Source organism: Pacificitalea manganoxidans (genome assembly GCF_002504165.1).
In the GTDB taxonomy this organism is placed as follows: domain Bacteria; phylum Pseudomonadota; class Alphaproteobacteria; order Rhodobacterales; family Rhodobacteraceae; genus Pacificitalea; species Pacificitalea manganoxidans.
Genome location: NZ_CP021404.1, coordinates 16,185 through 40,596, shown reverse-complemented (window position 1 = coordinate 40,596; position 24,412 = coordinate 16,185). Strand labels below are relative to the sequence as shown.

The window sequence follows — 24,412 nt, the reverse complement described above, 5'->3', positions numbered from 1 at the left end:
CCGCGTCCGTCAAGCCGGGCGGAACCCCTCGAAGGTGATATTATCGGCAAGTCCGGCCACAGCGCGGGCTTCTGCCTCGGATCTGACCGTCCAGCACAGGATTGGCTGACCTTCATCGCGTAGTCGTGACACCGCGCGCGCGTTCAGGTCACGGCTGTCATGAGACACGAAGCTGGAGCCTGAGCCCTCATAGGCCGCGATGCGCCGCAGATGCGACAGGCGCGCGGGGGGCAGGTTTTCGGCCTCGTCCCCCTGAAAGGCACAGGTGGTCAAACCCCGCGGCACATCGGGCAGAAGCTGCGCCATCGCCGTGACGGAATGCGGATTGAACGACATCACCGCGACCGGCCCAACATAGCCGCGCAGCGCATCGGCGGTCGCCTGTTCCAGCGCGCCGATATCAGGGCCGAATGCGCCGTCCTGATCCTTTAACTCGATCAGCAACGGCACCTGCCCGGCGACCTGAGCCAGAACCTGCGCCAGTGTCGGAATGGTGTCGGGACTGTCGGTCAGCGCGATCTGGGTCAGCGCATCGGCGGTGCGTTCCGCCACGGGGCCGGTTTCGGCCGTCAGCCGATCCAACTGCGCGTCATGAAACACCATCGCCACGTTATCGGCGGACAGTTGCAGATCAAGCTCGATGCCGTACCCCGCCTCAATCGCCGCAGCAAAGGAGGCGGGCGCATTTTCTACCCGGCCCGCGCCACGATCATGCAGACCGCGATGGGCGATAGGCCGGGCGAGAAACGCATCAGGAAGCGGGATGACGCGGGTCATGCGATTTCGAAGATGCCTTCGATCTCGACCGCGACGCCGAAGGGCAGCGCAGCGGCGCTGACGGCGGACCGGGCGTGGCGGCCCTTGTCACCCAGTGCCTCGACCAAGAAATCCGATGCGCCGTTGATGACGGTGGATTGCTGGCCGAAATCGGGGGTCGAGTTGACGAAACCGGTAAGCTTCACAACCCGCACCAGACGCTCCAGATCACCGTCGCAGGCGGCTTTCACCTGTTCCAACAGGCTGATCGCACAGCGTTTGGCCGCCGCGGCACCTTCCTCGACGCTAAGGTCCGCGCCAACCTTGCCTTTGATCATGCCGTCTTTGGTCTGGCTGATCTGACCCGAGACATGGACAAGATTGCCCGACCGGACGAAGGGCACGTAATTCGCAGCCGGGGCTGCGGGGGTGGACAGGGTGATGCCAAGCTCGGACAGGCGGGCTTCGATGGTCATTGGCGGCTCCTATACTGCATTTGCCCGGACGCTACCGCGCGGCGGCGACAGGGGAAAGGGGCGAGCCTGCGCAGAACGGGCGCGCAAGAAAAAAGGCCGGCGCGGCGGCCGGCCTTTGGTCATAAATGCTGCACGATCAACCCGTGGCGGTGACGCGCGTGCCCAGTTGCACGCGATCATAGAGGTCTTTGACGTGGCTGTTATACATACGGATGCAGCCGTTCGAGACGGATTTGCCGATCGAGGACGGATCGGTTGTGCCGTGAATACGGAACAACGTGTCGCGCCCGTTGGCATCGTAAAGGTAAAGCGCCCGCGCGCCGAGCGGGTTGGTCGGACCGCCGGGCATGCCGTTTTCGTATTTGGCATAGGACGGATCGCGCGCGATCATGTCCTGCGTGGGCGTCCAGCTGGGCCATTCGACCTTGCGTTCGACGGTGGCGGTGCCGCGAAATTTCAGCCCCTCTTTCCCCAGCGCCACGCCGTAGCGCACGGCGGTGCCATCCCCGAGGGTGTAATACAGGTGGTAGGTCGGCATCTTGATAAAGATCTGGTTTGCCGGCAGGTCGCTGTTCACGCGCACGATCTGCGCCTTGAACTGCTCTGGCACCTGAAATTGCTGCGGGGCGGAATGGGACAGGGCGGGCGTCGCAATGGCGGTAGCGGCGACAGCGGCGGTGCCGGTCATGAAGGTCCGGCGGTTGAGCGACTTGACGAGCATGATTTCGGCTCCCTCGTTTTTCGTGTTCGGCAGTCAAACGCGGATAAACGCCGTTTGGTTCAATCAGCGCTGCGTGATCGGAGCGTGGCGCAACACCTAACCCGTTGGCTGCGCGTCTTAATCTGCTTGTCAAATCCTGTTGGGTTCGGGCGGCGCACGGAGGCTTTGCGGATGGTTAATGCGTTTCAGGCTATCCCTTGGCCCGCGTTTCAACCGATCCATCGAGGTGTCAGATGACCAATCCCTTCCAAAATCGTGCCCTGCCGCTCGACGGTCCTGCAAGTGATATCGTGCCGGTGACGCCGGATGACGGGGTGGACCTGATCGATACGGCATCCGCGCTCTATGTCGAAACCGGCGGAGCGGTGGCGCTGGTGACATTGCGAGGGGCAAGCCGGGTGGTCACGGTGCCGGACATGACGGTTCTGCCGGTCGCGGCGCGGCGGGTTTTAGCCACAGGCACGACCGCCAGCGGCATTCATGCATTGGTCACGCTGTAGTCCACGCATAAAAAAACGGCCCCCGCAGGTCTGCGAGGGCCGTTTTCTGAAACTGTGCGAACTGCCTTATTCGGCGGTTTCTTCGCGGGCGATCTCTTCGCCGGTCTCTTGATCAACGACTTTCATCGACAGGCGAACCTTGCCGCGATCGTCAAAGCCCAGCAGCTTGACCTTCACTTCTTGGCCTTCCTTCAGAACATCCGAGGGATGGTTCAGGCGGCGGTTTTCGATCTGGCTGACATGCACAAGGCCGTCACGCTTGCCGAAGAAGTTCACGAAGGCGCCGAAATCGACGATCTTCACGACCTTGCCGGTGTAAACCTTGCCTTCCTCGGGCTCTGCCACGATCGAATAGATCATGTCATAGGCCTTCTGGATGTTCTCGGCATTGGCGGACGCGATCTTGATGACACCGTCATCGTTGATGTCGACCTTGGCGCCGGAGGTTTCCACGATCTCGCGGATGACCTTGCCGCCCGAGCCGATCACTTCACGGATCTTGTCGGTGGGCACAGTCATGGTTTCGATGCGCGGGGCGTGGGCCGAGAATTCGGTCCGGCCTGCGGTGAGCGCTTTGCTCATCTCACCCAGAATGTGCATCCGGCCGTCTTTCGCCTGAGCCAGAGCTTTTTCCATGATCTCGGGCGTGATGCCTGCGACCTTGATGTCCATCTGCAGCGACGTGATGCCGTTTTCGGTGCCAGCAACCTTGAAGTCCATGTCGCCGAGGTGATCCTCGTCGCCAAGGATGTCGGTCAGGATCGCGTAGGAGCCGTCCTCTTCGAGGATCAGACCCATGGCAACACCAGCCACCGGCGCTTTCAGCGGAACGCCCGCATCCATCATCGCCAGCGAGCCGCCGCAAACCGACGCCATCGAGGAGGAGCCGTTCGATTCGGTGATCTCGGACACGACGCGGATCGTGTAGGGGAAATCGGTCGGAGCGGGCAGGACAGCCTGCAGCGCGCGCCATGCGAGTTTCCCGTGGCCGATTTCACGACGCCCCGGAGGGCCGAAGCGCCCGACTTCGCCGACCGAGTAGGGCGGGAAGTTGTAGTGCAACATGAAGTTCGAACGGTAGTTGCCGTGCAGGGCGTCGATGATCTGCTCATCATCGCCGGTGCCCAGAGTGGTCACGACGAGGCCCTGAGTTTCACCACGGGTGAACAGTGCCGAGCCGTGGGTCCGGGGCAGCAGGCCCACTTGGCTGCTGATCTGGCGCACGGTGGTGGTGTCGCGACCATCGATGCGGGCGCCGCCCTTGATGATGGCGCCACGCAGGATCGAGCTTTCCAGCTTCTTGAATGCCGAACCGAGGTTGGCATCGGCCAGATCGTCTTCGGAGAGGGTCGCCATGACGGCATCGCGCGCAGCGGAAATCGCGGTGGTGCGTTCCTGCTTGTCGCGGATGGCGAATGCGGCGCGCATTTGCTCTTCGCCGGCGGCTTTCACCTTCTCATACAGCGCGGAGTAATCCGGCGGCGTGTAGTCAAACGGCTCTTTCGCGGCGTCTTCGGCCAGATCGATGATCAGGTCGATGACGGGCTGGATCTGCTCATGCGCAAAGGTCACGGCGCCCAGCATTTCGGCTTCCGAAAGCTCGTAGGCTTCGGATTCGACCATCATGACCGCGTCCTTGGTGCCTGCGACGACAAGGTCGAGGCGCTGGTCGGGGTTCATGCGCAGCTGGTCCATATCGGACACTTCGGGGTTCAGGATGTATTCGCCATCCTCGTAGCCCACGCGGCAGCCGGCGATCGGGCCCATGAAGGGCGCGCCGGACAGCGTCAGCGCAGCAGAGGCCGCGATCATCGCCACGATGTCAGGATCGTTGACGAGGTCATGGCTCAGCACGGTGCAGATCACCAGAACTTCGTTTTTGAAGCCGGGGGCGAACAGCGGGCGAATCGGACGGTCGATGAGGCGCGAGGTCAGCGTCTCTTTCTCGGTCGGACGGCCTTCGCGCTTGAAGAAGCCGCCGGGCACTTTACCCGCGGCGTAGTATTTTTCGTTGTAGTGCACGGTCAGGGGGAAGAAATCCTGACCCGGCTTCGGCGCCTTGGCGAAGGTCACGTTGGCCATCACCGAGGTTTCGCCGAGCGTGGCGATGACGGAGCCGTCGGCCTGGCGGGCAACCTTGCCCGTTTCAAGCGTCAGGGTCTCTTCGCCCCACTGCATGGATTTTGTGGTCGTGTTGAACATCTCGTTTCCAATCTTGGCCGTCGGGGCGTATCCCCTCGAGCCGGTTGCGTACGGGGCTGCGCGCGGCGCGTCCCGTGGCCCTCGGTTCGATCCCTGCCGCCGGGCGGGCCCGGTCGGCGACTAGGGTGCGAACCCCTTGGTCCGCATATGAAAACCGCGCCCCGAGGGGGCGCGGTCAGCAATCCTTAGCGACGCAGGCCGAGGCGGCCGATGAGATCCTGATAACGGGCCTCATCCTTGGCTTTCAGGTAGTCCAGCAGCTTGCGGCGCTGAGCCACCAGCTTCAGAAGGCCACGACGGGAGTGGTTGTCCTTCTTGTGGGTCTTGAAATGCTCGGTCAGCGTAGCGATGCGCGAGCTGAGGATCGCAACCTGAACTTCGGGCGAACCGGTGTCGCCTTCTTTGGTCGCGAAGTCTTTCATCACGCGGGCTTTGTCTTCGACAGTGATCGACATCGGGGTCTCCTTGTCAAAAGGGTGGATGGCGCAAGCCGGGATGTCGTCCAGCAGGGCCCATGGAGTGTCCGCCGCTTTCGCGGAACGGATGCCGGCATATAGGCAATCTCGCTTCAAAAAGAAAGCCTCAATCCACGGGGTGTTTGACGTGCGCGCCGTGACAGGGCTGGGATTTTGGCGGCAAATCAGGCGCGATTCGCAGGGTGCAGGTGCGGGCTTGGGCGCGGCGTCTGGGCCCGGTCGGGCCTGACAGATTTGCGGCACGCGCGGGCCAAACGCGAACCGCACCCGGATCGGGTGCGGCGCAGGCGTGGGGGATGTTGCAGGGGGAGAAGGGCGCGATCAGGCTTCCGCCATGCTTTCGGGCACAAGATCGACATCGTCGGCGGTAAGCCCCGCGCCACCGATCACGGTGGATACAGCGGTGCCGCCCACGACCAACTGCACATCATCGGTGCCTTCGACCGGCTCGATCCGCAATTCGGGCACTTCGCCATCGTCGCTGTCGTCCCAGATCACGACGATCTTGTCCTGCTCGGGGTTGTAGCCGGTGATTTCGGTTTCGTTTTCATCGTCCAGCCAATCGTCGAGGTCGAAGAACGGATCGCTCCCGGCGGCAAGGTCGGCGTTGTCGAGCCAGATCACATCGGCGCCGTCATCCGTGGGCGCGTCGTCATCCATGTCCGCGGCGAGGGTGTCATCGCCGGTTTCGGGCGCGGCCTCGGCGGCGGCGAGCACGGCGATGGTGTCATCGCCCGTCGTGTCGTCATCGTCGTCGGCAGGGTCTTCGGCGGTGTCATCGACGAAATCGAGCCCCTGACCCTCATCGTCGTCGAGATCGTCAGCCAGAAAATCCGCGAGGAAATCATCATCGGGATCGTCACCGTAAAGCCGGTCGAAATCGGCGCTCGCGGCGCGGGTGGCGTCCTCGGCGGCGTCGTCCGTGGCGGTGTCGTCGCTGTCATCGCCGAGAAAATCGTCGAAGGGCGCGGCGTCGGTATTGTCGCCTTCGGTGCTGTCGGTCAGGTCGAACCCGTCGTCATCCGTCGGGATCTGGTCGAACATATTGCCGTAGTCATCACCGCCGGAGTCGTCCTCCTCGGGGATGTCTTCGTCCTCCAGCACATCGGTCTGAAGCATGACGGCGGAGCCGACAAGCACCGCACCCATAAGTCCCAGCAGCATGAACATCGTGTTCCCCGCGTCTCAGCAACCGTTACCGGCCATCCATGGCTCCACCCGGTGACAGGATATGCGCAACTTCCTGCACATTGTCCTAACAACCCTGCCTCGTGCCGTTGATTCCCGGCCGGGATGAGCCTTCCTGATGACAGGGTTAATCGTCGAATGTGGCCGGTTCAGGCTGCTGACAAGGCATGTCAAAGGACTCTTCCGCCTTGTTTTGGTCCGATTCCCACACCACCGGCTGCTGCGCATAAGCTATATATAGAGGGTGTCGCGGATGACCGGCCTTCGACAACCCAAGATTTAGTAGAGGCTTGCCCGTCGCGGCCAGCTGACGGGCCACCTGCGCGCCGCGATCCATATGAGCCCCATGCACGCCCCAGCCACATAGGATGTCATCTGACCAGATCGCTGCGTCGCTCAGCACCGCGTCGCATTCCGGGCCGACAGGGGCCGTGGCGCGTTTCAAAGCGCGCGGGTCCGTTTCCCGCCATGCAAACAGGTTGCAGACCCGAACCCCGCCATATCCCAGCGCCCGCGCGCGGCGTTCGCAGCGTTCGATTGCGGGGTCGTTATGGCGTTCGGTGGCCTTGGACGGGTTCAGCATCACGATCAGCAACCGCTTCCCCTGCGCCTGCCATATCCGTGTCAGCGCATAGCGGTAGCGGTCGCAGTCGGAATAGAGCGCCTCGCTTTCCGTGCCATCGGGGGCGGTGTAGGTGCGGCGGATCATCGGATCAGAGGTTGAAGACCCGCGTGGGGTGCAGTTCTCCGCCCATATAGGTGCCGATCGCGACCGGCTGTCCGTTATCAGACGCCCAGACCGTTTCGCCGAATTCCGCATGGGGGCAGATCACCGACGCGGGATTGCCGTTCTTGAGCCGGGTCGCGGCGCCGGCGGCGCAGCGCGCTTGCTCCAGATCGGCCAGCCCGATTTCCAGCGGTTGCAGATAGTCGTCGAGCGCGGGGGTGTGGGCCAGTTCCTCGACCTGCTCCATCGAAATGCCGTTATCCGCGTCGAACGGGCCGGACCATGTGCGGCGCAGGGTGACGACATGGCCAAGGCAGCCCAGAGCCTGCCCCAGATCCCGCGCGATGGAGCGGACATAGCCGCCCTTGCCGCAGACCATTTCCAGCACGACGGTGTCGGCATCCGGGCGCTCGATCAAATCGAGGCTTTCGACCCAGAGCGGGCGCGCGGCGATCTCGAATTCCTCATCGTCGCGGGCCAGCGCATAGGCGCGCTCGCCGTCGATCTTCACGGCGGAGAATTTCGGCGGCACCTGCATGATCTCCCCGCGGAAGGCGGGCAGGGCGGCAATGATGTCGTCATCGGTGGGGCGGCTGTCCGAGGTGTCGATCACCTCGCCCTCGGCATCGTCGGTATTGGTGGCCTGACCCAGCCGCACGGTGAAGCGGTAGCATTTCAGCGCGTCAGTGATGTAGGGCACGGTTTTCGTGGCCTCGCCCAAGGCCACGGCGAGAACGCCGGTGGCGGCGGGGTCAAGCGTGCCGGCATGGCCAGCCTTGGCGGCATTCAGCGCCCAGCGCACCTTGTTCACCACAGCGGTGGAGGTCGGGCCGGCGGGTTTGTCGATGATGATCCAGCCAGAAATGGCGCGGCCCTTGCGGCGTCCCATGAGGCTCTCCTGTCCTGTCGGGGCAATGCGGAATGCGGTGCTCGTGTTCAGGGGCGCGGTGCTAGCGATTGCGGCCTTGCGGGTCAACCGGGCGCGGTGCGTCCGGGGCGTGATCGGCGCGGCTTAGCGCGTATGCACCGTGCCCACGATCGGCCCCATCGGAAACCCGCCATCGGAGCGGCCCAGATCCGGCGCGTGCAGTTTCGACACTTTGCCATCGAGGAACAGCGCATTGGGCGTGCCCAACGCATCGCGGAAGAAGCGCCCGAATTCGTGGAAGCTGACACGCTGGTCGGAGATCACGAAATAGACCGTCTGCCCATCGGGCGCGACGCCGACGCCATTGCGGATAAAGCGGCTGTCGCTGTCCACCAAAAACCGGGGGTGCAGCGCCCCGTCGATCACCAGCATCGGACCCGATTGGGTGGCAAACCGGCAGGATGGCGGATCGGCGTCAAAGGCCAGCGTTTCAACCACAAGCGCCCGGTCTTCGGTCAGGCAGAACACCCCGTTGGGCTGCATCCCGAAATTGCCGGGGCCGGGATTGGTGATCAGCCGCGCTTGCTCTTCGCCCTCATCGACCAGCAGCCCCACGGCGGAGCGGTCGGGATGATACATGCCCGCGTTCATCGCAAAGCCCAGCTGTTCGCCGCGCTCGGCCAGCCGGGCGTCCAGCGCGGCAAAGCTGCCAAACGGGCGGCCTTCGGGATCGCGGTGAAACACGCGCAGGTCGTCTTCGCCCAGAACGGCGGTGCAGACCGTGTAGCTAAGCCCGTCATGGGTCTGGGAGGCGCAGTTGTGATCGGCGCGCAATTCGGAACCCGACAGCAGCGTGCCGCCCAGCAGACCCAGCAAGCCGATCAACAGGTGCTTAACGATCATCGTCGGTCCCGATGGGGGTGTCGCCGGGCGCCTCGTCATCGTCTTCGTCGGCGGCGACGAGATCCTGCTGCACTTTCGGCTGAGAGAAGATGCGACGGGTGTCATCGAGCAGATCGAAGGTTTCATCCAGTTCGAACCGGATCTCGGGCGAGAATTTCAACGTCAGCCCACGCGCCACCTGACGGCGGATTTCGTGCCGGTTGCGGCGCAGCGCGTCGAGTGCCAGTTCCGGCTCGCGCCCGCCCAGCGGCTGCACATAGGCCGTCGCCACTTTCAGATCCGAAGAGGTCCGCACCTCGCCCACCGTGATCGAAATCCGGTTCAGGTCGGGGTCATGCACGTCACCACGGGCCAGCACGCTGGACAGGGTGCGCCGGATGATCTCGGCGACCTTCAGCTGTCGTTGCGTGGGGCCTGCGCCGGGGGAGAACTTGTTCTTTGCCATACCTGCCAGATACGCACGCGCGGCGCTTCGCGCAAGCGAGGCTTTGCGCTTGACCCGACGAGGCGGTAGAGCATCGGCAGGCCGCTGCCGGCCCTACGCCACCGTGACAGAAGCGAGAGACCCCATGACCGACACCCGCGCAGACGACAGCACCACCCCCGGTATTGTGATCATGGGCGCGTCGGGCCGCATGGGCCGGATGCTGACGGCGGCCGTGGTCGCCAGCCCTGCGATGCGGCTTGTAGGCGCGGTGGAGCGGCCCGGCAGTGACTGGATCGGACAGGACGCGGGCGAGGCTGCGGGCGGCGCGGCGCTGGGCGTGGTGGTCACAGAGGACGCGGACGCCGCGCTGGCCGGGGCGCAGGCGGTGATCGACTTCACGACCCCCGCCGCGACCGTCGCACTTGCCCCGATCGCGGCGCAGGCAGGCGTGGTGCATGTCATCGGCACCACCGGGCTGACGCCGGACGACATCGCCGCGATTGACGCGGTGACCGACCGGGGCGTGGTGGTGCGTGCGGGGAACATGAGCCTTGGCGTGAACCTTCTGATGCAACTGACGCGCAAGGTGGCGCAGGCGCTCGACGAAAGCTTCGACATCGAAATCGTCGAAACCCACCACCGTCACAAGGTCGACGCACCTTCGGGCACCGCGTTGATGCTGGGCGAAGCGGCGGCGGAGGGGCGGGGACATCCGCTCGACGATCTGTATGTGGCCGCGCGCGACGGCATCACCGGGGCACGGGAGACGGGCAGCATCGGCTTTTCCGCGATCCGGGGCGGCGACGTGATCGGCGATCACGAGGTGATCTTTGCCGGGGAGGGGGAGCGTATCATCCTGAGCCACAAAGCCAGCGACCGCACCCTGTTCGCGCGCGGCGCGCTGAAGGCCGCGCTCTGGGGCGTGGGCAAGGCGCCGGGACATTATGACATGCTGGACGTGCTGGGGCTGTAAGGGCACCGTGAGTTCGGCTGCGGCGTCGCAACTCAGCGCGCCGTGCGGGCCGCTCGCACGTTGCGACGGGCAGCCGCCAAATTGCGCGGCGTCGCCTATAGGCAGCCCCGCGCAGACTGTCGCAGCGGGTCCACCGGTCCTGCCTTCGGGTCAGAAATCGACGGCGAGGCCCTTTTTCTCATAATCGCCGTAGCGCACAGGCTCCGGGCCTTCGCGACCGCCCAGTTCGGGCGGCAGGTCCAGCGCGGCGGCGTTGGCGCGGCGCTCTTCGGCCTCGGCCAGCGCGCGGAGCGCGGCGGGGGGCAGATCGGGCTTCTGCGGGGTGTCAGCGGTCATCGCAATCCCTTCTCGGGCCGGTCGGATGTGCCGGCTCGCTTGTCGGATGGTGGCTTCTGATATACGGGCTGCGCGCAACGAGACAAGTGCGCGCGCTTGGTCCCGTCCCGCCAGTCAGGAGATACCCATGGCCCAAACCCCGAAAAAGGGTGCCCGTTCCGACGATCCCGGCCTTGCGCCGCGCGCGCTTGCGCTCGACATGATCGAGGGTGTGCAGGACGAGCAAATGACCATGGCCGAAATGCTGGTGCATGACCATGTGCTGTCGCATCCCCCCGCCGTGCGGGCGCGGGCGCAGCGGTTGGCTTTGGCCACGCTGCGGCAGATGGCGCGGGCGGATGCGGCGTTAAAGCCGTTCATGCAGCGCCGCCCCCATGCCGAAATCCGCGCCCTGCTGCGGCTGGCCGTGACCGAGATCCTTGGCGAAGGCGCGGCGCCGCATGGCGTGGTGAACACCGCCGTGGCGCTGGCCAAGAAACGGCGGCCCTCGGCCTCGGGGATGGTGAACGCCGTGCTGCGCAAGGTCACCGAAGACGAAGGCCGCGCGGCATGGAGCGCGGCACAGCCGCAGCGCCTGCCGAACTGGCTGCGCGGGCGGGTCGGTGCCGACTGGGGCAATGCCGCCGTGGCCCGGATGGAGGCCGCGCATGAACGTGGTGCGCCGCTCGATGTGACGCCGAAGTTTCAACGGGACGCCGCCGCGCTGGCCGAAAAGCTGGGTGGGCTGTTGCTGCCGACCGGGTCGATCCGCATCGAGGCGCCGGGGCAGGTGTCTGCGCTGCCGGGGTTCGAGGCAGGCGACTGGTGGGTGCAGGATGCCGCCGCCGCGCTGCCCGCACGGTTGACGGGCGCTGCGCCGGGCAAGCGGGTTCTGGATCTCTGCGCTGCACCGGGCGGCAAGACCATGCAACTGGCGGCGACGGGGGCCGACGTCACCGCGCTCGATATTTCCGAGACGCGGCTGGAGCGTCTGCGCGACAACCTGTCCCGCACCGGGATGAAGGAGGTCGATCTGATCGCCGCCGATGCGCTGGACTGGAGCCCGGATGCGCCGTTCGATGCGATCCTGCTCGATGCGCCCTGCACCGCGACCGGCACCATCCGCCGTCACCCCGATCTGCCGCAGGCCAAGGACGGGACCGAGATCAAACCGCTTGTGGCGTTGCAGGCCGAACTGCTCGACCGGGCGCTGGGCTGGCTGGCACCGGGCGGGGTCTTGGTGTTTTGCACCTGCTCCATCCTGAAGGCGGAAGGCGAAGCGCAGCTGGCCGCCGCGTTAGAGCGTCATCCCGACCTGTCCGCCTGCCCGCTGCCCGAGGATATGGCGCAGTCGCTGCCCGAAGGCTGGGCGCAGGACAATGGCGCGATCCGCACCCGTCCCGATCATTGGGCGGATCTGGGTGGCGTCGATGGATTCTATATGGTGGCGTTGCGCCGCGGGTAGCCAGCCCCCGCGCCAAACCCGGTGCGGCGCAGCGCGGGAACAGGTGACTTGCGGCCGGGGCGCCGCTAGGCTGCGCAACCGGATGCTCCGGCAAGGAACAGCATGGCACGCGATGGCGATACCGAAACCTGGACGGCGCGGCGCGGGCGCGTGATGGACCGGGTGCATGCACGGCTGGCCGCCGCCACGGTGCCGCGCGGAACGGCGGAGTTCGCGTCCCGCCCCGAACCACGCAGCATCGGCAGCCCCCGGCGCGGCAGGCACCTGACGGCGGGCAGCTTTCTGTTCGCGGGGCATCTTGTCGATGCGCCCGATACCGCGATCTGGGATCTGGAGATGCCCGCGCCGGGGTTCGAACAGGCGCTGCATGGGTTTTTGTGGCTCGACGATCTGGCGGCGCTGGGCGACATCCGCGCCCGGACGCGCGCGCAGGATTGGACGTGGGACTGGATCGCGCGGTTCGGCACCGGGCGCGGACCGGGCTGGACGCCTGCGCTGACGGGGCGGCGGCTGACGCGGTGGGTCCATCACGGCACTTTTCTATTGGCTGGGCGGGACGCGGCGGCGCGCGGGCAGTTCTTTGGCGCTTTGGCGGCGCAGACAACCTATTTATCGCGGCGCTGGCGCGGGGCGACGCCGGGCCTGCCGCGGGTGGAGGCGCTGTCGGGGCTGCTGTTCGCCGGGCTTGCGGTCACGGGACAGGAACGGCACGCGGGGCGGGCGGTGCGGGCGCTGATCCGCGAATGTGACGATCAGATCGATGCCGATGGCGCGCTGGCCTCGCGCAATCCCGAAGACCTGCTGGACATCTTTACCCTGCTGACATGGGTGGGGCAGGCGCTGGGCAGTGCCGGGCAGCCGGTGCCGGAGCCGCTGCGCGCCGCCTGCGCGCGGATCGCGCCGACGCTGCGGGCGCTACGCCATGTGGATGGCGGCTTGGCGCGGTTCCACGGGGGCGGGCGCGGGGCGGAGGGTTGGCTGGATCATGCACTGGCCGCGTCGGGCGTGCGCGCGGCGCAACGCGCCCCGGCGGAAGGGCGCGAGCCGCTGACGCTGGCGATGGGGTTTGCGCGGCTGTCGGCGGGGCGCTGTTCGGTGCTGGTCGATGCCGCACCGCCGCCGCAGGGCGCGGCGGCCCGCACCGGCCATGCTTCGACCCTCGCTTTTGAAATGACCTCCGCGCGCAGGCCGCTGATCGTCAATTGCGGCTCGGGCGCGTCCTTTGGCGAAACCTGGCGCCGGGCCGGACGGGCCACGCCCAGCCATTCGACATTATGCGTCGACGGCGTGTCGTCCTCGCGGTTCGCGCGCGAACATGATGGCGACGCCCCGGCGGGCCTGCCGGCGGCGGATCTGCTGGCAGAAACCCCGCGGGATGTGCGGGTGCAGGCGGGTGCAGCGGGCGCTGCGCGCAGCCTGCTGACCGGGCATGACGGCTGGGTCGCGACCCACGGGCTGACCCATATGCGTAAATTGGTGCTGGCGCGCGACGGGCGCGAGATAGCGGGCGAGGATACGCTGGGCGCGATGACGGAACAGCACCGCCGCCGGTTCGAGCGGGTGGTGGCGGAAGGCGCTTTGCGCGGTATCGCCTTTCGCATCCGGTTCCATCTGCATCCCGACGTGGAGCCGAGCATCGACGACGATCCCGACCTGAACGGCGGGCATGGGGTGACGCTGGCGCTGCGGTCCGGCGAAGTCTGGCGTTTCCGCCATGACGGGACCGCCGTGCTGAGTGTCGAGCCTTCGGTCTACCTGGAGCCCGGACGGCTGAAGCCCCGCGCAACCCGGCAGCTGGTGCTTTCGGGGCGGGTTCTGGATTATGCCTGTCAGATCGGCTGGACCTTGGGCAAGGCTCAGGATACCCCGCAGGGCATCCGCGACCTGGCACGCGGGGACGATGACGATATGGCTTTCGATTGACCGCATGAGGACCCTTCGCCGATGACCACCGATCTTCAACCGCTGAAGCGCGCGCTGCTTTCCGTTTCCGACAAGGACGGGCTGATCGATCTGGGCCGGGCGCTGGATGCGCGCGGCGTCGAATTGCTGTCGACCGGCGGCACCGCCCGCGCCCTGCGCGACGCGGGCCTGACGGTAAAGGATGTCTCCGAGGTTACCGGCTTCCCCGAAATGATGGACGGGCGAGTCAAGACGCTGCATCCCAAGGTGCATGGCGGCCTGCTGGCGCTGCGCGATGACGCGGCCCATGTCGCGGCGATGGACGAACACGGCATCGGCCCGATCGACCTGCTGGTGGTGAACCTCTACCCGTTCGAGGAAACCGTCGCCAAGGGCGCGGATTACGACACCTGCATCGAGAATATCGACATTGGCGGCCCGGCGATGATCCGCGCGGCGTCCAAGAACCACGCCTTTGTCAGCGTTGTCACGGATGTCGAGGATTACGACGCGCTGCTCGCCGAGCTCGATGCGCAGGACGGGCAGACGACCTATGCCTTCCGGCAGCGGCTGGCGCAGATCGCCTATGCCCGCACCGCCGCCTATGACACCGCCGTGTCCACATGGATGGCGCAGGCGCTGGATCTGGACACGCCGCGCCGCCGCAGCTTTGCCGGGACGCTGAAGCAAAGCCTGCGTTACGGCGAAAACCCGCATCAGGCGGCGGCCTTCTATACCGATGGCAGCGCGCGCCCCGGCGTCGCCACCGCCCGCCAGTGGCAGGGCAAGGAACTAAGCTACAACAACATCAACGACACCGACGCGGCGTTCGAACTGGTGGCCGAATTCGACCCGGCCGAGACTGCCGCCTGCGCGATCATCAAGCACGCCAACCCCTGCGGCGTGGCGCGGGGCGGGAGCCTGATCGACGCCTATCGTGCCGCGTTCGATTGCGACCGCACCTCGGCCTTTGGCGGGATCGTCGCATTCAACCGTGAGCTGGACGAAGAAACCGCGCGCGAGATCACCGGCATCTTTACCGAGGTGGTGATCGCGCCGGGCGCGACCGACGCCGCGCGCGAGGTCTTTGCCGCCAAAAAGAACCTGCGCCTGCTGACGACCGACGGCCTGCCCGATGTGCTGGCGGGCGGTCACACGGTGCGGCAGGTCGCGGGCGGGCTGCTGGTGCAGGACAAAGACGCGGGCTTTGTCGGCATCGACGATCTGAAGGTGGTGACCAAGAAGGCCCCGACCGAGGACCAGATGCGCGATCTGCTGTTCGCGTGGAAGGTGGCCAAGCACGTCAAATCCAACGCCATCGTCTATGTGAAGGATCAGGCCACGGTTGGCGTGGGCGCGGGCCAGATGAGCCGGGTCGACAGCGCGCTGATCGCCGCCAAGAAGGCCGAGCGGATGGCGGAGGCCCTTGGCCTCGATGCGCCGCTGACCCAAGGCAGTGCGGTTGCGTCGGATGCGTTTTTCCCGTTCCCCGATGGCCTGCTGGAGGCGGCGGCTGCCGGAGCGACCTGCGTGATCCAGCCCGGCGGCTCGATGCGCGACAATGAGGTGATCGCCGCAGCGGACGAGGCTGGCCTCGCCATGGTGTTCACCGGCATGCGCCATTTCCGGCACTGACATGCGGCTGCTTTGGATCACAGCGGCGCTGGCCTTTGTGCTGGACCAGATCACCAAATACGGGGTGATCTACGGGCTGGCCCTACAGCCGGGCCAAAGCTACGAATTGCTGCCGCCGCTGGTGACCTTCCGCAAGGGGCTGAACACCGGCATCAATTTCGGGCTGCTCCACGGGCATCCCGACATCACCCGCTGGGCGCTGTTTGCGCTGGCGCTTGCGATCTGCGTGGCGCTGGTGATCTGGGCAAAGCGCAGCTTTACCCGCACGGCGGAATTCGCCTCGGCCGGGTTGGTCTTGGGCGGGGCGTTGGGCAACGCGGTCGATCGGGTGTTCCATCGCGGCGTTCTGGACTTTCTCAACATGTCCTGCTGCGGGATCAACAATCCCTACATCTTTAATGTCGCCGATATCTTTATCTTTGCAGGGGCGATCGGCCTGCTGGTTTGGGGCGGCAGCAAAAAGGCTGCGTGACGTGTCGGGAACGATACGGTAAAGAGAGCAAAACGAGAGGACGGGGCAATGGAGGCAAGGATGCAATCGGCTACGGGGCGGAACATGATCGCCTGCGCGCTGGTCGCCCTGACGCTGGCGGCCTGCGGTGATCGCGATCCCGAACTGATGAACATTAATCGGTCGCAGCGCACACCGGACGAATTCGCGATCCTTCCCAACAAACCCATTCAGCAGCCGGAAACCTATGCCGCGCTGCCGACGCCCACGCCGGGCGGTGGCAACCTTGTCGATCCGACGCCCGATGCCGACGCAGTCGCGGCGCTGGGTGGCGATCCGCGCCGGGTTGCGCGCAATGGGGGGCCGCTCGTCGGCGATCCCGGTCTGCTCAACCATTCCCTGCGCTATGGCCGCCGCGATGCGATCCGCGCCGAACTGGCCGCAGCCGATCTGGAATACCGTCGTAAGAATGACGGGCGGCTACTTGAGCGGCTTTTCAACCTGACGATCTACTATAAGGCCTATGAGCCCTACGCGCTGGACCAGCATGCCGAGCTGGAGCGCTGGCGCCGGGCCGGGGCACGCACCCCCGCCGCGCCGCCGCAGGTCGAGTAATCTGCGAGCCTCGCCAATCTCTATATAGCCTAAGACAAAGCCGCGCCCTCGAGCGCGGCTTTGTCGTTTCCGGAGGAGGGGGGCGGGAGGGCCGCGGGGCGGTTGGCAGCGGGGGCGCAAACGACCGGTCAGGGGAGCGGCGCACACCCCTCTCCATAGAGCCTCTATATAGAGAGGGGATCTGATTTGCCCGCGCACCCCAGATCCGAGCGATTCCGCAGATGCGATTCCTGCGAGGCCCATTTTGCCCCCGCGATTCCCCGATTCCGGCCCGATTTTGGGCCTGCCTTAAGGTCACTCAAGGGAATCTCAAGGTGACTCGAGTCGCTTTGGGCCAGTGACTCGGCTGATTCATGTGGAGATTCCCGATTTTGCCCTTATATGCCCTTGGGGAAGGTCCAAAACGGGCCTCGAACCCTGGCATCAGGCTGCAATTTCTTGAGATTGTAAGCTATTGATATCTCTTTGCTTTGTAACTTTCTGGCGGATTTTTTGATTTTCCGATCAGAAAGGGGTTGCGAGGTTGGTCGGGTATCCGTAGATAGCCCCTCACCGGCGGCGCTGAGGCGCACAACGGGACGCCAGACGGGGCGGCTGAGACGGAAACGGACGGTCGCAGACGAGGCGGAAAAATAGAGACAGTTGAGGCGGGGCGCGCCGTTCAAGTTAGGGCGCATCTCGGTTGATATTGTCTCTGGCTCTTTGACATTGCTGGTATCTGAAGAGATATGCGGGCGGTTTGGTTCATTCGATGGATCAACGTCTGTGTATCACGCTCTTAGGCTTCGGCCGATGATAGAGTGTCAGCTTCACTGTCTTTGCGGTTTCTGTACCTTTGGTACTGAAGCACAAGACGGTAAGATGGTTCTTGTCTTAATTGGCAGGGACTGATGTGCAGAGGTTCGAACGTCAAGGATAGCTACGCAAGTGGCTTTCAACTTGAGAGTTTGATCCTGGCTCAGAACGAACGCTGGCGGCAGGCCTAACACATGCAAGTCGAGCGAGATCTTCGGATCTAGCGGCGGACGGGTTAGTAACGCGTGGGAACGTGCCCTTCACTACGGAATAGTCCCGGGAAACTGGGTTTAATACCGTATACGCCCTTCGGGGGAAAGATTTATCGGTGAAGGATCGGCCCGCGTCTGATTAGATAGTTGGTGGGGTAATGGCCTACCAAGTCTACGATCAGTAGCTGGTTTGAGAGGATGATCAGCAACACTGGGACTGAGACACGGCCCAGACTCCTACGGGAGGCAGCAGTGGGGAATCTTAGACAATGGGCGCAAGCCTGATCTAGCCATGCCGCGTGAGTGATGAAGGCCTTAGGGTCGTAAAGCTCTTTCGCCTGTGAAGATAATGACGGTAGCAGGTAAAGAAACCCCGGCTAACTCCGTGCCAGCAGCCGCGGTAATACGGAGGGGGTTAGCGTTGTTCGGAATTACTGGGCGTAAAGCGCACGTAGGCGGACTAATAAGTCAGAGGTGAAATCCCAGGGCTCAACCTTGGAACTGCCTTTGATACTGTTAGTCTTGAGTTCGAGAGAGGTGAGTGGAATTCCGAGTGTAGAGGTGAAATTCGTAGATATTCGGAGGAACACCAGTGGCGAAGGCGGCTCACTGGCTCGATACTGACGCTGAGGTGCGAAAGTGTGGGGAGCAAACAGGATTAGATACCCTGGTAGTCCACACCGTAAACGATGAATGCCAGTCGTCGGGTAGCATGCTATTCGGTGACACACCTAACGGATTAAGCATTCCGCCTGGGGAGTACGGTCGCAAGATTAAAACTCAAAGGAATTGACGGGGGCCCGCACAAGCGGTGGAGCATGTGGTTTAATTCGAAGCAACGCGCAGAACCTTACCAACCCTTGACATCCTGATCGCGGTTACGAGAGATCGTTTCCTTCATTTAGTTGGATCAGTGACAGGTGCTGCATGGCTGTCGTCAGCTCGTGTCGTGAGATGTTCGGTTAAGTCCGGCAACGAGCGCAACCCACACCTTTAGTTGCCAGCAGTTCGGCTGGGCACTCTAAAGGAACTGCCCGTGATAAGCGGGAGGAAGGTGTGGATGACGTCAAGTCCTCATGGCCCTTACGGGTTGGGCTACACACGTGCTACAATGGCAGTGACAATGGGTTAATCCCCAAAAACTGTCTCAGTTCGGATTGGGGTCTGCAACTCGACCCCATGAAGTCGGAATCGCTAGTAATCGCGTAACAGCATGACGCGGTGAATACGTTCCCGGGCCTTGTACACACCGCCCGTCACACCATGGGAGTTGGTTCTACCCGAAGGTGGTGCGCCAACCTGTTCGCAGGAGGCAGCCAACCACGGTAGGATCAGCGACTGGGGTGAAGTCGTAACAAGGTAGCCGTAGGGGAACCTGCGGCTGGATCACCTCCTTTCTAAGGATGTTCCTGGCAATGATGCTTGCATCATTCGTGGAACACTTAGCAGACCTATATGGTCATATACCGGACCAGGCCGTCCTCATATCTCTTCAGAACAGGGTTCCACACGCAATGTGGAACGGTCACCGGGGCGTTAGCTCAGCTGGGAGAGCACCTGCTTTGCAAGCAGGGGGTCATCGGTTCGATCCCGATACGCTCCACCAGATGGGTCGGTAGCTCAGGTGGTTAGAGCGCACGCCTGATAAGCGTGAGGTCGGAGGTTCAAGTCCTCCTCGACCCACCATCATCCTGTATTACCAAATAGCAGTCAGAGAGTTCGATTAGATCGGAAAGCGGTTCACGCTTTCCCGTCCAATCGGACGATTGACATCGTATAGAGAGATTAACATCAGAATTGCTGGTCGCCCGAGTGAGGGATGACCGGCTGGCGGAACTTCGGTTCTGACCAGCAATGCAATTTTGTCCAAGTCAAGTACACTAACCAAAATGTCCTCCATGTGAACCAGCGTGGAGGGCGGGAAAGTATGACTTTTGATCTCAAGCCCCGTGGCACACAAAAGGCACGGGGTCAGGAAAAAGCCTGTCTTTTTCTGGATCAAATCAAGCGCGAGAAGGGCGTTTGGTGGATGCCTTGGCAGTAAGAGGCGATGAAGGACGTGATACTCTGCGATAAGCTGAGGCGAGCCGAGAATAGGCTTTGACCCTCAGATCTCCGAATGGGGCAACCCACCTGACAGTCATCTATTGTTAACTTCGGTTATCAATAGGCGGCTGAACCAGGTACTTTTAACCTGAATACATAGGGTTATAAGAGCAAACCCGGGGAACTGAAACATCTAAGTACCCGGAGGAAAGGAAATCAACAGATACTCCCCTAGTAGCGGCGAGCGAACGGGGACCAGCCGAGCAATGAGAGTGACCAGAATGACCTGGAAAGGTCAGCCATAGTGGGTGACAGCCCCGTATGGGAAGCTCGATTTGACGTATTAAGTAGGGCGGGACACGTGAAATCCTGTCTGAACATCGGGGGACCACCCTCGAAGGCTAAGTACTCCTTACTGACCGATAGCGAACCAGTACCGTGAGGGAAAGGTGAAAAGCACCCCGACGAGGGGAGTGAAACAGTTTCTGAAACCGGACGCCTACAAGCAGTCGGAGGGGCCTTGAGCCCTGACGGCGTACCTTTTGTATAATGGGTCATCGACTTGGTCTCACATGCAAGCTTAAGCCGATAGGTGTAGGCGCAGCGAAAGCGAGTCTTAATAGGGCGTTGAGTATGTGGGATCAGACCCGAAACCGAGTGATCTAGGCATGACCAGGATGAAGGTAAGGTAACACTTACTGGAGGTCCGAACCCACACCTGTTGAAAAAGGTCGGGATGAGTTGTGCCTAGGGGTGAAAGGCCAATCAAACTCGGAGATAGCTGGTTCTCCGCGAAATCTATTTAGGTAGAGCGTCATCCGAATACCCTCGGGGGTAGAGCACTGGATGGGTAATGGGGCCCCACAGGCTTACTGATCCTAACCAAACTCCGAATACCGAGGAGTACTAGATGGCAGACACACGGCGGGTGCTAACGTCCGTCGTGGAGAGGGAAACAACCCTGACCTACAGCTAAGGCCCCCAATTCATGGCTAAGTGGGAAAGCAGGTGGGACGACCAAAACAACCAGGAGGTTGGCTTAGAAGCAGCCATCCTTTAAAGATAGCGTAACAGCTCACTGGTCTAGATAAGTTGTCCTGCGGCGAAGATGTAACGGGGCTCAAGCCATGAGCCGAAGCTTAGGACTGCGTATGCAGTGGTAGCGGAGCGTAGTGTGATATAACTCCACGCCTCCTTGTCTCCTTCGGGAGTATTGGAGGCTCGGAGTTTTCTGTGAAGCCGGGGCGTGAGCCAACCGGTGGAGAGATCACTAGCGAGAATGATGACATGAGTAGCGACAAACAGGGTGAGAGACCCTGTCGCCGAAAGTCCAAGGGTTCCTGCTTAAAGCTAATCTGAGCAGGGTAAGCCGGCCCCTAAGGCGAGGCAGAAATGCGTAGCCGATGGGAACTAGGTTAATATTCCTAGGCCAGGAGGATGTGACGGATCTCGAAGGTAGTTCATCCTTATCGGATTGAATGGGCTGCTTAGAGGTTCCTGGAAATAGCCCTCCATCAGACCGTACCCTAAACCGACACAGGTGGACTGGTAGAGCATACCAAGGCGCTTGAGAGAACGATGTTGAAGGAACTCGGCAAAATACCTCCGTAAGTTCGCGAGAAGGAGGCCCCGTTAGGACGCAAGTCTTGGCGGGGGGCACAAACCAGGGGGTGGCGACTGTTTACTAAAAACACAGGGCTCTGCGAAGTCGCAAGACGACGTATAGGGTCTGACGCCTGCCCGGTGCCGGAAGGTTAAAAGGAGAGGTGAGAGCCTTGAATTGAAGCCCCGGTAAACGGCGGCCGTAACTATAACGGTCCTAAGGTAGCGAAATTCCTTGTCGGGTAAGTTCCGACCTGCACGAATGGCGTAACGACTTCCCCGCTGTCTCCAACATCGACTCAGCGAAATTGAATTGCCTGTCAAGATGCAGGCTTCCCGCGGTTAGACGGAAAGACCCCGTGCACCTTTACTACAGCTTCACACTGGCATTAGGTCAGCGATGTGCAGGATAGGTGGTAGGCTTTGATACGGAGACGCCAGTCTTCGTGGAGCCATCCTTGAGATACCACCCTTCGCTCGCTTGATGTCTAACCGCGGTCCGTTATCCGGATCCGGGACCCTGTGTGGCGGGTAGTTTGACTGGGGCGGTCGCCTCCCAAAGCGTAACGGAGGCGCGCGAAGGTTGGCTCAGAGCGGTCGGAAATCGCTCGTTGAGTGCAATGGCAGAAGCCAGCCTGACTGCAAGACTGACAAGTCGAGCAGAGTCGAAAGACGGCCATAGTGATCCGGTGGTCCCGAGTGGAAGGGCCATCGCTCAACGGATAAAAGGTACGCCGGGGATAACAGGCTGATGGTGCCCAAGAGTCCATATCGACGGCACCGTTTGGCACCTCGATGTCGGCTCATCTCATCCTGGGGCTGGAGCAGGTCCCAAGGGTACGGCTGTTCGCCGTTTAAAGAGGTACGTGAGCTGGGTTTAGAACGTCGTGAGACAGTTCGGTCCCTATCTGCCGTGGGTGTAGGATACTTGAGAGGAGTTGCCCCTAGTACGAGAGGACCGGGGTGAACGATCCACTGGTGGACCTGTTGTGGCGCCAGCCGCAGTGCAGGGTAGCTATGATCGGAAAGGATAACCGCTGAAGGCATCTAAGCGGGAAGCCCCCCTCAAAACAAGGTATCCCTGAGGACCGAGGTAGACCACCTCGTCGATAGGCCGGAGATGTAAGCGCAGCAATGCGTTCAGTTGACCGGTACTAATTGTCCGATAGGCTTGATTTGATCCAGTAAAAGACAGGAAAAAATCCTGATCATGAACTGATATCAAAAGTCATACACCACACTAAATACTTGACTTGGACACTCTGACTTCTTCCTCGGTTTGGTGATCATAGCACGAGCAAAACACCCGATCCCATCCCGAACTCGGCAGTTAAGTGCCGTCGCGCCAATGGTACTGCGTCTTAAGACGTGGGAGAGTAGGTCATCGCCAAACCTAGAAAGAAGCCAGATAAAATAATCTCTCTAATACGATCCCTCAACACCGCGGGGTGGAGCAGCCCGGTAGCTCGTCAGGCTCATAACCTGAAGGTCACAGGTTCAAATCCTGTCCCCGCAACCAATAATCAAAACAATCGATCCGATCAAAGCGCCCAATGGGCGCTAGGCGCGTTTGGGGATCTGCAAATTTCTACCATCCGATCAGGCGCGACGCAGGCAGCGCTCTTGTTCCGTAGGCGAGATAACCGGAGCCGCATTGCGTCATGCAGCTCCGGAGCGCATCAGCCGACCGCAGCCGTTACGATGAACTCGACAAGGTAGTCTGGTGTCGCGAGCTTGGCTTCGCCGGTCGCGCGGGCCGGCGGGTTGGCGGGATCGACCCATGCGTCCCAGACGGCGTTCATATCTGCAAACAGCGCCATATCGGAGACCCAGACTGTCGTGGACAGGATCCGCGATTTGTCCGAGCCCACAGCCGCGAGGAGCCGGTCAACTTCGGCCAAGGCGGACTTGCTTTGTTCGGTAATGTCGGCGCCTGTGCCAACCTGACCGGCAAGGTAGACGGTGCCATTATGCACGACCGCTTGGCTCATGCGGGCGCCGGGTTCGATCCGTTCGATAGTCATGGATGCTCCTAAGAAAGCAGATTGCAGCAGAGGTATTCCCTGCGCGTTGGGAGGACATAGGGGCGCGTCCGCGGTGATTGGCTGCGAAACGCGTCTCCAATGATCGAGCGTTTAACGAAAAACACTGGGATGTGAACTCTCGCCAGCGCCTTCTGGGTAACAATTCAACCTTCTACCGGCCTATCTAGGCCAGCCTGCTTAGGCGATGATCTGGCAGTCAGGCATATGGGGCGAAGGAGAGTATGGATCATGAGAGCCAGTCTACGGATGCGCGTGCTGCCGTCGCTTCGACCTCTGTCCCCTGTGCCCCGCTCGGACCGCAACTTCCGCAGGATCGGGATAGCGCCATGCCTGCGGGTGCGGCATGATAACAGACCGCCCGCGCGCTGCGCCTTCGGATCGTCGGGCGGTGACGCGGAGGATCAGACCATCAGACCCAACCTTGTGCTATCCCGGCCCGCAGGCGCGCGCGTGCAGCCACAGCCGTCAGCGCTTGGGGGTCACGCATGATCGACGCGCGGATACAGCCCCTGCAACGCGCGGCGATGCGGCCGCCTGCGCAACTGCTTGCAGGATGGGGGGTCACAGCGGACGCAATCAGCGTTGTTGGATTTCTGATCGGGCTCATGGCGGTGGCGGCGCTTGCCTTTGGTCTATGGCCTCTGGCGCTGCTCTTTATCGCCATTAACCGGTTGATGGACGGGCTGGATGGCGCGGTGGCGCGGCTGAACGGCCCGACCGAGCGCGGCGCGTTTCTCGATATTGCGTTGGACTTCGTGTTCTACGCGCTCGTGCCGGTTGGGTTCGCGCTGCACAATCCAGGGGTCAACGGCCTGCCAGCTGCGGTGTTGATTGCGGCCTTCGTCGGGACCGGCTCATCGTTTCTGGCGTTTGCGGCGGTCGCGGCGCAGCGGGGGCAGACGGCGGTCGCGTTTCCGCAAAAGGGTATCTACTATCTGGGAGGCCTGACCGAAGGGTTCGAGACGATCGTGCTATTCGTGGCGATGTGCCTGTTCCCTGGTCATTTCGCGACCTTGGCATGGGTCTTTGCCGCCGCATGCGCGGTCACGACGGTCCTGCGCTGGCACCAAGGCTGGACTGCCTTTCGCTGAACTCGACATGACGGAGCGCCT

General features: G+C 62.6%; 20 protein-coding genes, 3 tRNA genes and 3 rRNA genes. 14 read left to right on the top strand and 12 right to left on the bottom strand.

Going from position 1 to position 24,412, the window contains the following annotated elements:
* Nucleotides 1–9: 9 nt before the first annotated feature.
* From CBW24_RS00195 to CBW24_RS00185, 3 genes are all read right to left on the bottom strand, one after another.
* Nucleotides 10–777: a glycerophosphodiester phosphodiesterase family protein gene (locus CBW24_RS00195; protein ID WP_097372279.1), complete on the bottom strand. Its 768-nt coding sequence runs from the start codon at nucleotides 775–777 to the stop codon at nucleotides 10–12.
* The gene (locus CBW24_RS00190; protein WP_097372278.1) at nucleotides 774–1,232 is read right to left on the bottom strand and encodes a RidA family protein; all 459 of its coding nucleotides are present in this window, start codon (nucleotides 1,230–1,232) and stop codon (nucleotides 774–776) included. The genes CBW24_RS00195 and CBW24_RS00190 overlap by 4 nt, the downstream gene beginning before the upstream one ends.
* 136 nt (nucleotides 1,233–1,368) lie before the next feature.
* Complete coding sequence (locus tag CBW24_RS00185; RefSeq protein ID WP_097372277.1) at nucleotides 1,369–1,953, bottom strand: L,D-transpeptidase; 585 nt, start codon at nucleotides 1,951–1,953, stop codon at nucleotides 1,369–1,371.
* Nucleotides 1,954–2,186: 233 nt separating this feature from the next.
* Here CBW24_RS00185 and CBW24_RS00180 point away from each other — a divergent pair, with 233 nt between their 5' ends.
* Complete coding sequence (locus tag CBW24_RS00180) at nucleotides 2,187–2,453, top strand: spike base protein, RCAP_Rcc01079 family (protein ID WP_088663159.1); 267 nt, start codon at nucleotides 2,187–2,189, stop codon at nucleotides 2,451–2,453.
* Nucleotides 2,454–2,519: 66 nt separating this feature from the next.
* On the opposite strand, the gene pnp is transcribed toward CBW24_RS00180, so the two are convergent.
* The 7 genes from pnp to rbfA all read right to left on the bottom strand — a co-directional run bounded on the left by pnp (nucleotide 2,520) and on the right by rbfA (nucleotide 9,262).
* On the bottom strand, nucleotides 2,520–4,655 hold the full coding sequence (gene pnp / locus CBW24_RS00175; protein WP_088663160.1) for a polyribonucleotide nucleotidyltransferase: 2,136 nt from the start codon (nucleotides 4,653–4,655) through the stop codon (nucleotides 2,520–2,522).
* 185 nt (nucleotides 4,656–4,840) lie between these two features.
* A complete protein-coding gene (rpsO, locus tag CBW24_RS00170; protein WP_088663161.1) occupies nucleotides 4,841–5,110 on the bottom strand; it encodes a 30S ribosomal protein S15 in 270 nt (89 codons plus the stop codon).
* A 342-nt stretch (nucleotides 5,111–5,452) separates the two neighbouring features.
* Nucleotides 5,453–6,295 (bottom strand): hypothetical protein, encoded by an 843-nt coding sequence (locus CBW24_RS00165; RefSeq protein ID WP_157772987.1) that lies wholly within the window; start codon nucleotides 6,293–6,295, stop codon nucleotides 5,453–5,455.
* A gap of 151 nt (nucleotides 6,296–6,446) precedes the next feature.
* Complete coding sequence (locus CBW24_RS00160) at nucleotides 6,447–7,028, bottom strand: DUF1643 domain-containing protein (protein ID WP_097372275.1); 582 nt, start codon at nucleotides 7,026–7,028, stop codon at nucleotides 6,447–6,449.
* 4 nt (nucleotides 7,029–7,032) lie between these two features.
* Complete coding sequence (gene truB / locus CBW24_RS00155) at nucleotides 7,033–7,935, bottom strand: tRNA pseudouridine(55) synthase TruB (protein WP_097372274.1); 903 nt, start codon at nucleotides 7,933–7,935, stop codon at nucleotides 7,033–7,035.
* A gap of 123 nt (nucleotides 7,936–8,058) precedes the next feature.
* Nucleotides 8,059–8,817, bottom strand: coding sequence for a phosphodiester glycosidase family protein (locus tag CBW24_RS00150; protein WP_088663165.1), 759 nt, complete (start codon nucleotides 8,815–8,817; stop codon nucleotides 8,059–8,061).
* Complete coding sequence (gene rbfA, locus CBW24_RS00145; protein WP_097372273.1) at nucleotides 8,807–9,262, bottom strand: 30S ribosome-binding factor RbfA; 456 nt, start codon at nucleotides 9,260–9,262, stop codon at nucleotides 8,807–8,809. Before rbfA ends, CBW24_RS00150 begins: the two co-directional genes overlap by 11 nt.
* Nucleotides 9,263–9,386: 124 nt before the next feature.
* On the opposite strand from rbfA, the gene dapB reads away from it, so the two are divergent.
* Nucleotides 9,387–10,217, top strand: coding sequence for a 4-hydroxy-tetrahydrodipicolinate reductase (dapB, locus tag CBW24_RS00140; RefSeq protein ID WP_097372272.1), 831 nt, complete (start codon nucleotides 9,387–9,389; stop codon nucleotides 10,215–10,217).
* A gap of 150 nt (nucleotides 10,218–10,367) precedes the next feature.
* Here dapB and CBW24_RS00135 read toward each other — a convergent pair whose 3' ends face one another.
* Nucleotides 10,368–10,553 (bottom strand): DUF1674 domain-containing protein, encoded by a 186-nt coding sequence (locus CBW24_RS00135; protein ID WP_097372271.1) that lies wholly within the window; start codon nucleotides 10,551–10,553, stop codon nucleotides 10,368–10,370.
* Nucleotides 10,554–10,680: 127 nt separating this feature from the next.
* Between CBW24_RS00135 and CBW24_RS00130 the strand changes: the two genes are divergently transcribed.
* The 11 genes from CBW24_RS00130 (at nucleotide 10,681) to CBW24_RS00080 (ending at nucleotide 22,774) form a co-directional block, all read left to right on the top strand.
* A complete protein-coding gene (locus CBW24_RS00130) occupies nucleotides 10,681–11,997 on the top strand; it encodes an RsmB/NOP family class I SAM-dependent RNA methyltransferase (RefSeq protein WP_097372270.1) in 1,317 nt (438 codons plus the stop codon).
* A 102-nt stretch (nucleotides 11,998–12,099) separates the two neighbouring features.
* Nucleotides 12,100–13,920, top strand: a complete 1,821-nt coding sequence (locus CBW24_RS00125) for a heparinase II/III family protein (RefSeq protein ID WP_232529904.1) — start codon at nucleotides 12,100–12,102, stop codon at nucleotides 13,918–13,920.
* Nucleotides 13,921–13,941: 21 nt separating this feature from the next.
* Nucleotides 13,942–15,534 (top strand): bifunctional phosphoribosylaminoimidazolecarboxamide formyltransferase/IMP cyclohydrolase, encoded by a 1,593-nt coding sequence (purH, locus tag CBW24_RS00120; protein ID WP_097372269.1) that lies wholly within the window; start codon nucleotides 13,942–13,944, stop codon nucleotides 15,532–15,534.
* A gap of 1 nt (nucleotide 15,535) precedes the next feature.
* Entirely contained in the window at nucleotides 15,536–16,006 is a 471-nt protein-coding gene (gene lspA, locus CBW24_RS00115; protein ID WP_088663171.1) for a signal peptidase II, read from the top strand.
* Between the two features lie 60 nt (nucleotides 16,007–16,066).
* Entirely contained in the window at nucleotides 16,067–16,600 is a 534-nt protein-coding gene (locus CBW24_RS00110) for a DUF3035 domain-containing protein (protein WP_097374065.1), read from the top strand.
* A 935-nt stretch (nucleotides 16,601–17,535) separates the two neighbouring features.
* A 16S ribosomal RNA gene (locus CBW24_RS00105) occupies nucleotides 17,536–19,004 on the top strand.
* A 133-nt stretch (nucleotides 19,005–19,137) separates the two neighbouring features.
* A tRNA-Ala gene (locus CBW24_RS00100) sits at nucleotides 19,138–19,213 on the top strand.
* Between the two features lie 3 nt (nucleotides 19,214–19,216).
* Nucleotides 19,217–19,293, top strand: a tRNA-Ile gene (locus CBW24_RS00095).
* A 315-nt stretch (nucleotides 19,294–19,608) separates the two neighbouring features.
* Nucleotides 19,609–22,434: ribosomal RNA gene (locus CBW24_RS00090) — 23S ribosomal RNA — on the top strand.
* 99 nt (nucleotides 22,435–22,533) lie between these two features.
* A 5S ribosomal RNA gene (rrf, locus tag CBW24_RS00085) occupies nucleotides 22,534–22,648 on the top strand.
* Together the 16S, 23S and 5S rRNA genes with 3 tRNA genes alongside form the textbook arrangement of a ribosomal RNA operon.
* 49 nt (nucleotides 22,649–22,697) lie before the next feature.
* Nucleotides 22,698–22,774, top strand: a tRNA-Met gene (locus CBW24_RS00080).
* A gap of 160 nt (nucleotides 22,775–22,934) precedes the next feature.
* On the opposite strand, the gene CBW24_RS00075 is transcribed toward CBW24_RS00080, so the two are convergent.
* Nucleotides 22,935–23,279: a RidA family protein gene (locus CBW24_RS00075; protein WP_097372268.1), complete on the bottom strand. Its 345-nt coding sequence runs from the start codon at nucleotides 23,277–23,279 to the stop codon at nucleotides 22,935–22,937.
* Nucleotides 23,280–23,785: 506 nt separating this feature from the next.
* On the opposite strand from CBW24_RS00075, the gene CBW24_RS00070 reads away from it, so the two are divergent.
* Nucleotides 23,786–24,391: a CDP-alcohol phosphatidyltransferase family protein gene (locus CBW24_RS00070; protein WP_097372267.1), complete on the top strand. Its 606-nt coding sequence runs from the start codon at nucleotides 23,786–23,788 to the stop codon at nucleotides 24,389–24,391.
* Nucleotides 24,392–24,412 lie beyond the last annotated feature (21 nt).

What these genes read in the sequence shown, in the direction of transcription:
- CBW24_RS00130 (WP_097372270.1), top strand. Translation starts at nt 10,681, where the DNA reads ATGGCCCAAACCCCGAAAAAGGGTGCCCGTTCCGACGATCCCGGCCTT.
- CBW24_RS00165 (WP_157772987.1), bottom strand. Translation starts at nt 6,295, where the DNA reads ATGCTGCTGGGACTTATGGGTGCGGTGCTTGTCGGCTCCGCCGTCATG.
- pnp (WP_088663160.1), bottom strand. Translation starts at nt 4,655, where the DNA reads ATGTTCAACACGACCACAAAATCCATGCAGTGGGGCGAAGAGACCCTG.
- CBW24_RS00135 (WP_097372271.1), bottom strand. Translation starts at nt 10,553, where the DNA reads ATGACCGCTGACACCCCGCAGAAGCCCGATCTGCCCCCCGCCGCGCTC.
- CBW24_RS00160 (WP_097372275.1), bottom strand. Translation starts at nt 7,028, where the DNA reads ATGATCCGCCGCACCTACACCGCCCCCGATGGCACGGAAAGCGAGGCG.
- rbfA (WP_097372273.1), bottom strand. Translation starts at nt 9,262, where the DNA reads ATGGCAAAGAACAAGTTCTCCCCCGGCGCAGGCCCCACGCAACGACAG.
- CBW24_RS00150 (WP_088663165.1), bottom strand. Translation starts at nt 8,817, where the DNA reads ATGATCGTTAAGCACCTGTTGATCGGCTTGCTGGGTCTGCTGGGCGGC.
- CBW24_RS00180 (WP_088663159.1), top strand. Translation starts at nt 2,187, where the DNA reads ATGACCAATCCCTTCCAAAATCGTGCCCTGCCGCTCGACGGTCCTGCA.
- CBW24_RS00110 (WP_097374065.1), top strand. Translation starts at nt 16,067, where the DNA reads ATGCAATCGGCTACGGGGCGGAACATGATCGCCTGCGCGCTGGTCGCC.
- lspA (WP_088663171.1), top strand. Translation starts at nt 15,536, where the DNA reads ATGCGGCTGCTTTGGATCACAGCGGCGCTGGCCTTTGTGCTGGACCAG.
- CBW24_RS00190 (WP_097372278.1), bottom strand. Translation starts at nt 1,232, where the DNA reads ATGACCATCGAAGCCCGCCTGTCCGAGCTTGGCATCACCCTGTCCACC.
- rpsO (WP_088663161.1), bottom strand. Translation starts at nt 5,110, where the DNA reads ATGTCGATCACTGTCGAAGACAAAGCCCGCGTGATGAAAGACTTCGCG.
- purH (WP_097372269.1), top strand. Translation starts at nt 13,942, where the DNA reads ATGACCACCGATCTTCAACCGCTGAAGCGCGCGCTGCTTTCCGTTTCC.
- dapB (WP_097372272.1), top strand. Translation starts at nt 9,387, where the DNA reads ATGACCGACACCCGCGCAGACGACAGCACCACCCCCGGTATTGTGATC.
- truB (WP_097372274.1), bottom strand. Translation starts at nt 7,935, where the DNA reads ATGGGACGCCGCAAGGGCCGCGCCATTTCTGGCTGGATCATCATCGAC.
- CBW24_RS00195 (WP_097372279.1), bottom strand. Translation starts at nt 777, where the DNA reads ATGACCCGCGTCATCCCGCTTCCTGATGCGTTTCTCGCCCGGCCTATC.
- CBW24_RS00185 (WP_097372277.1), bottom strand. Translation starts at nt 1,953, where the DNA reads ATGCTCGTCAAGTCGCTCAACCGCCGGACCTTCATGACCGGCACCGCC.
- CBW24_RS00075 (WP_097372268.1), bottom strand. Translation starts at nt 23,279, where the DNA reads ATGACTATCGAACGGATCGAACCCGGCGCCCGCATGAGCCAAGCGGTC.
- CBW24_RS00125 (WP_232529904.1), top strand. Translation starts at nt 12,100, where the DNA reads ATGGCACGCGATGGCGATACCGAAACCTGGACGGCGCGGCGCGGGCGC.
- CBW24_RS00070 (WP_097372267.1), top strand. Translation starts at nt 23,786, where the DNA reads ATGATCGACGCGCGGATACAGCCCCTGCAACGCGCGGCGATGCGGCCG.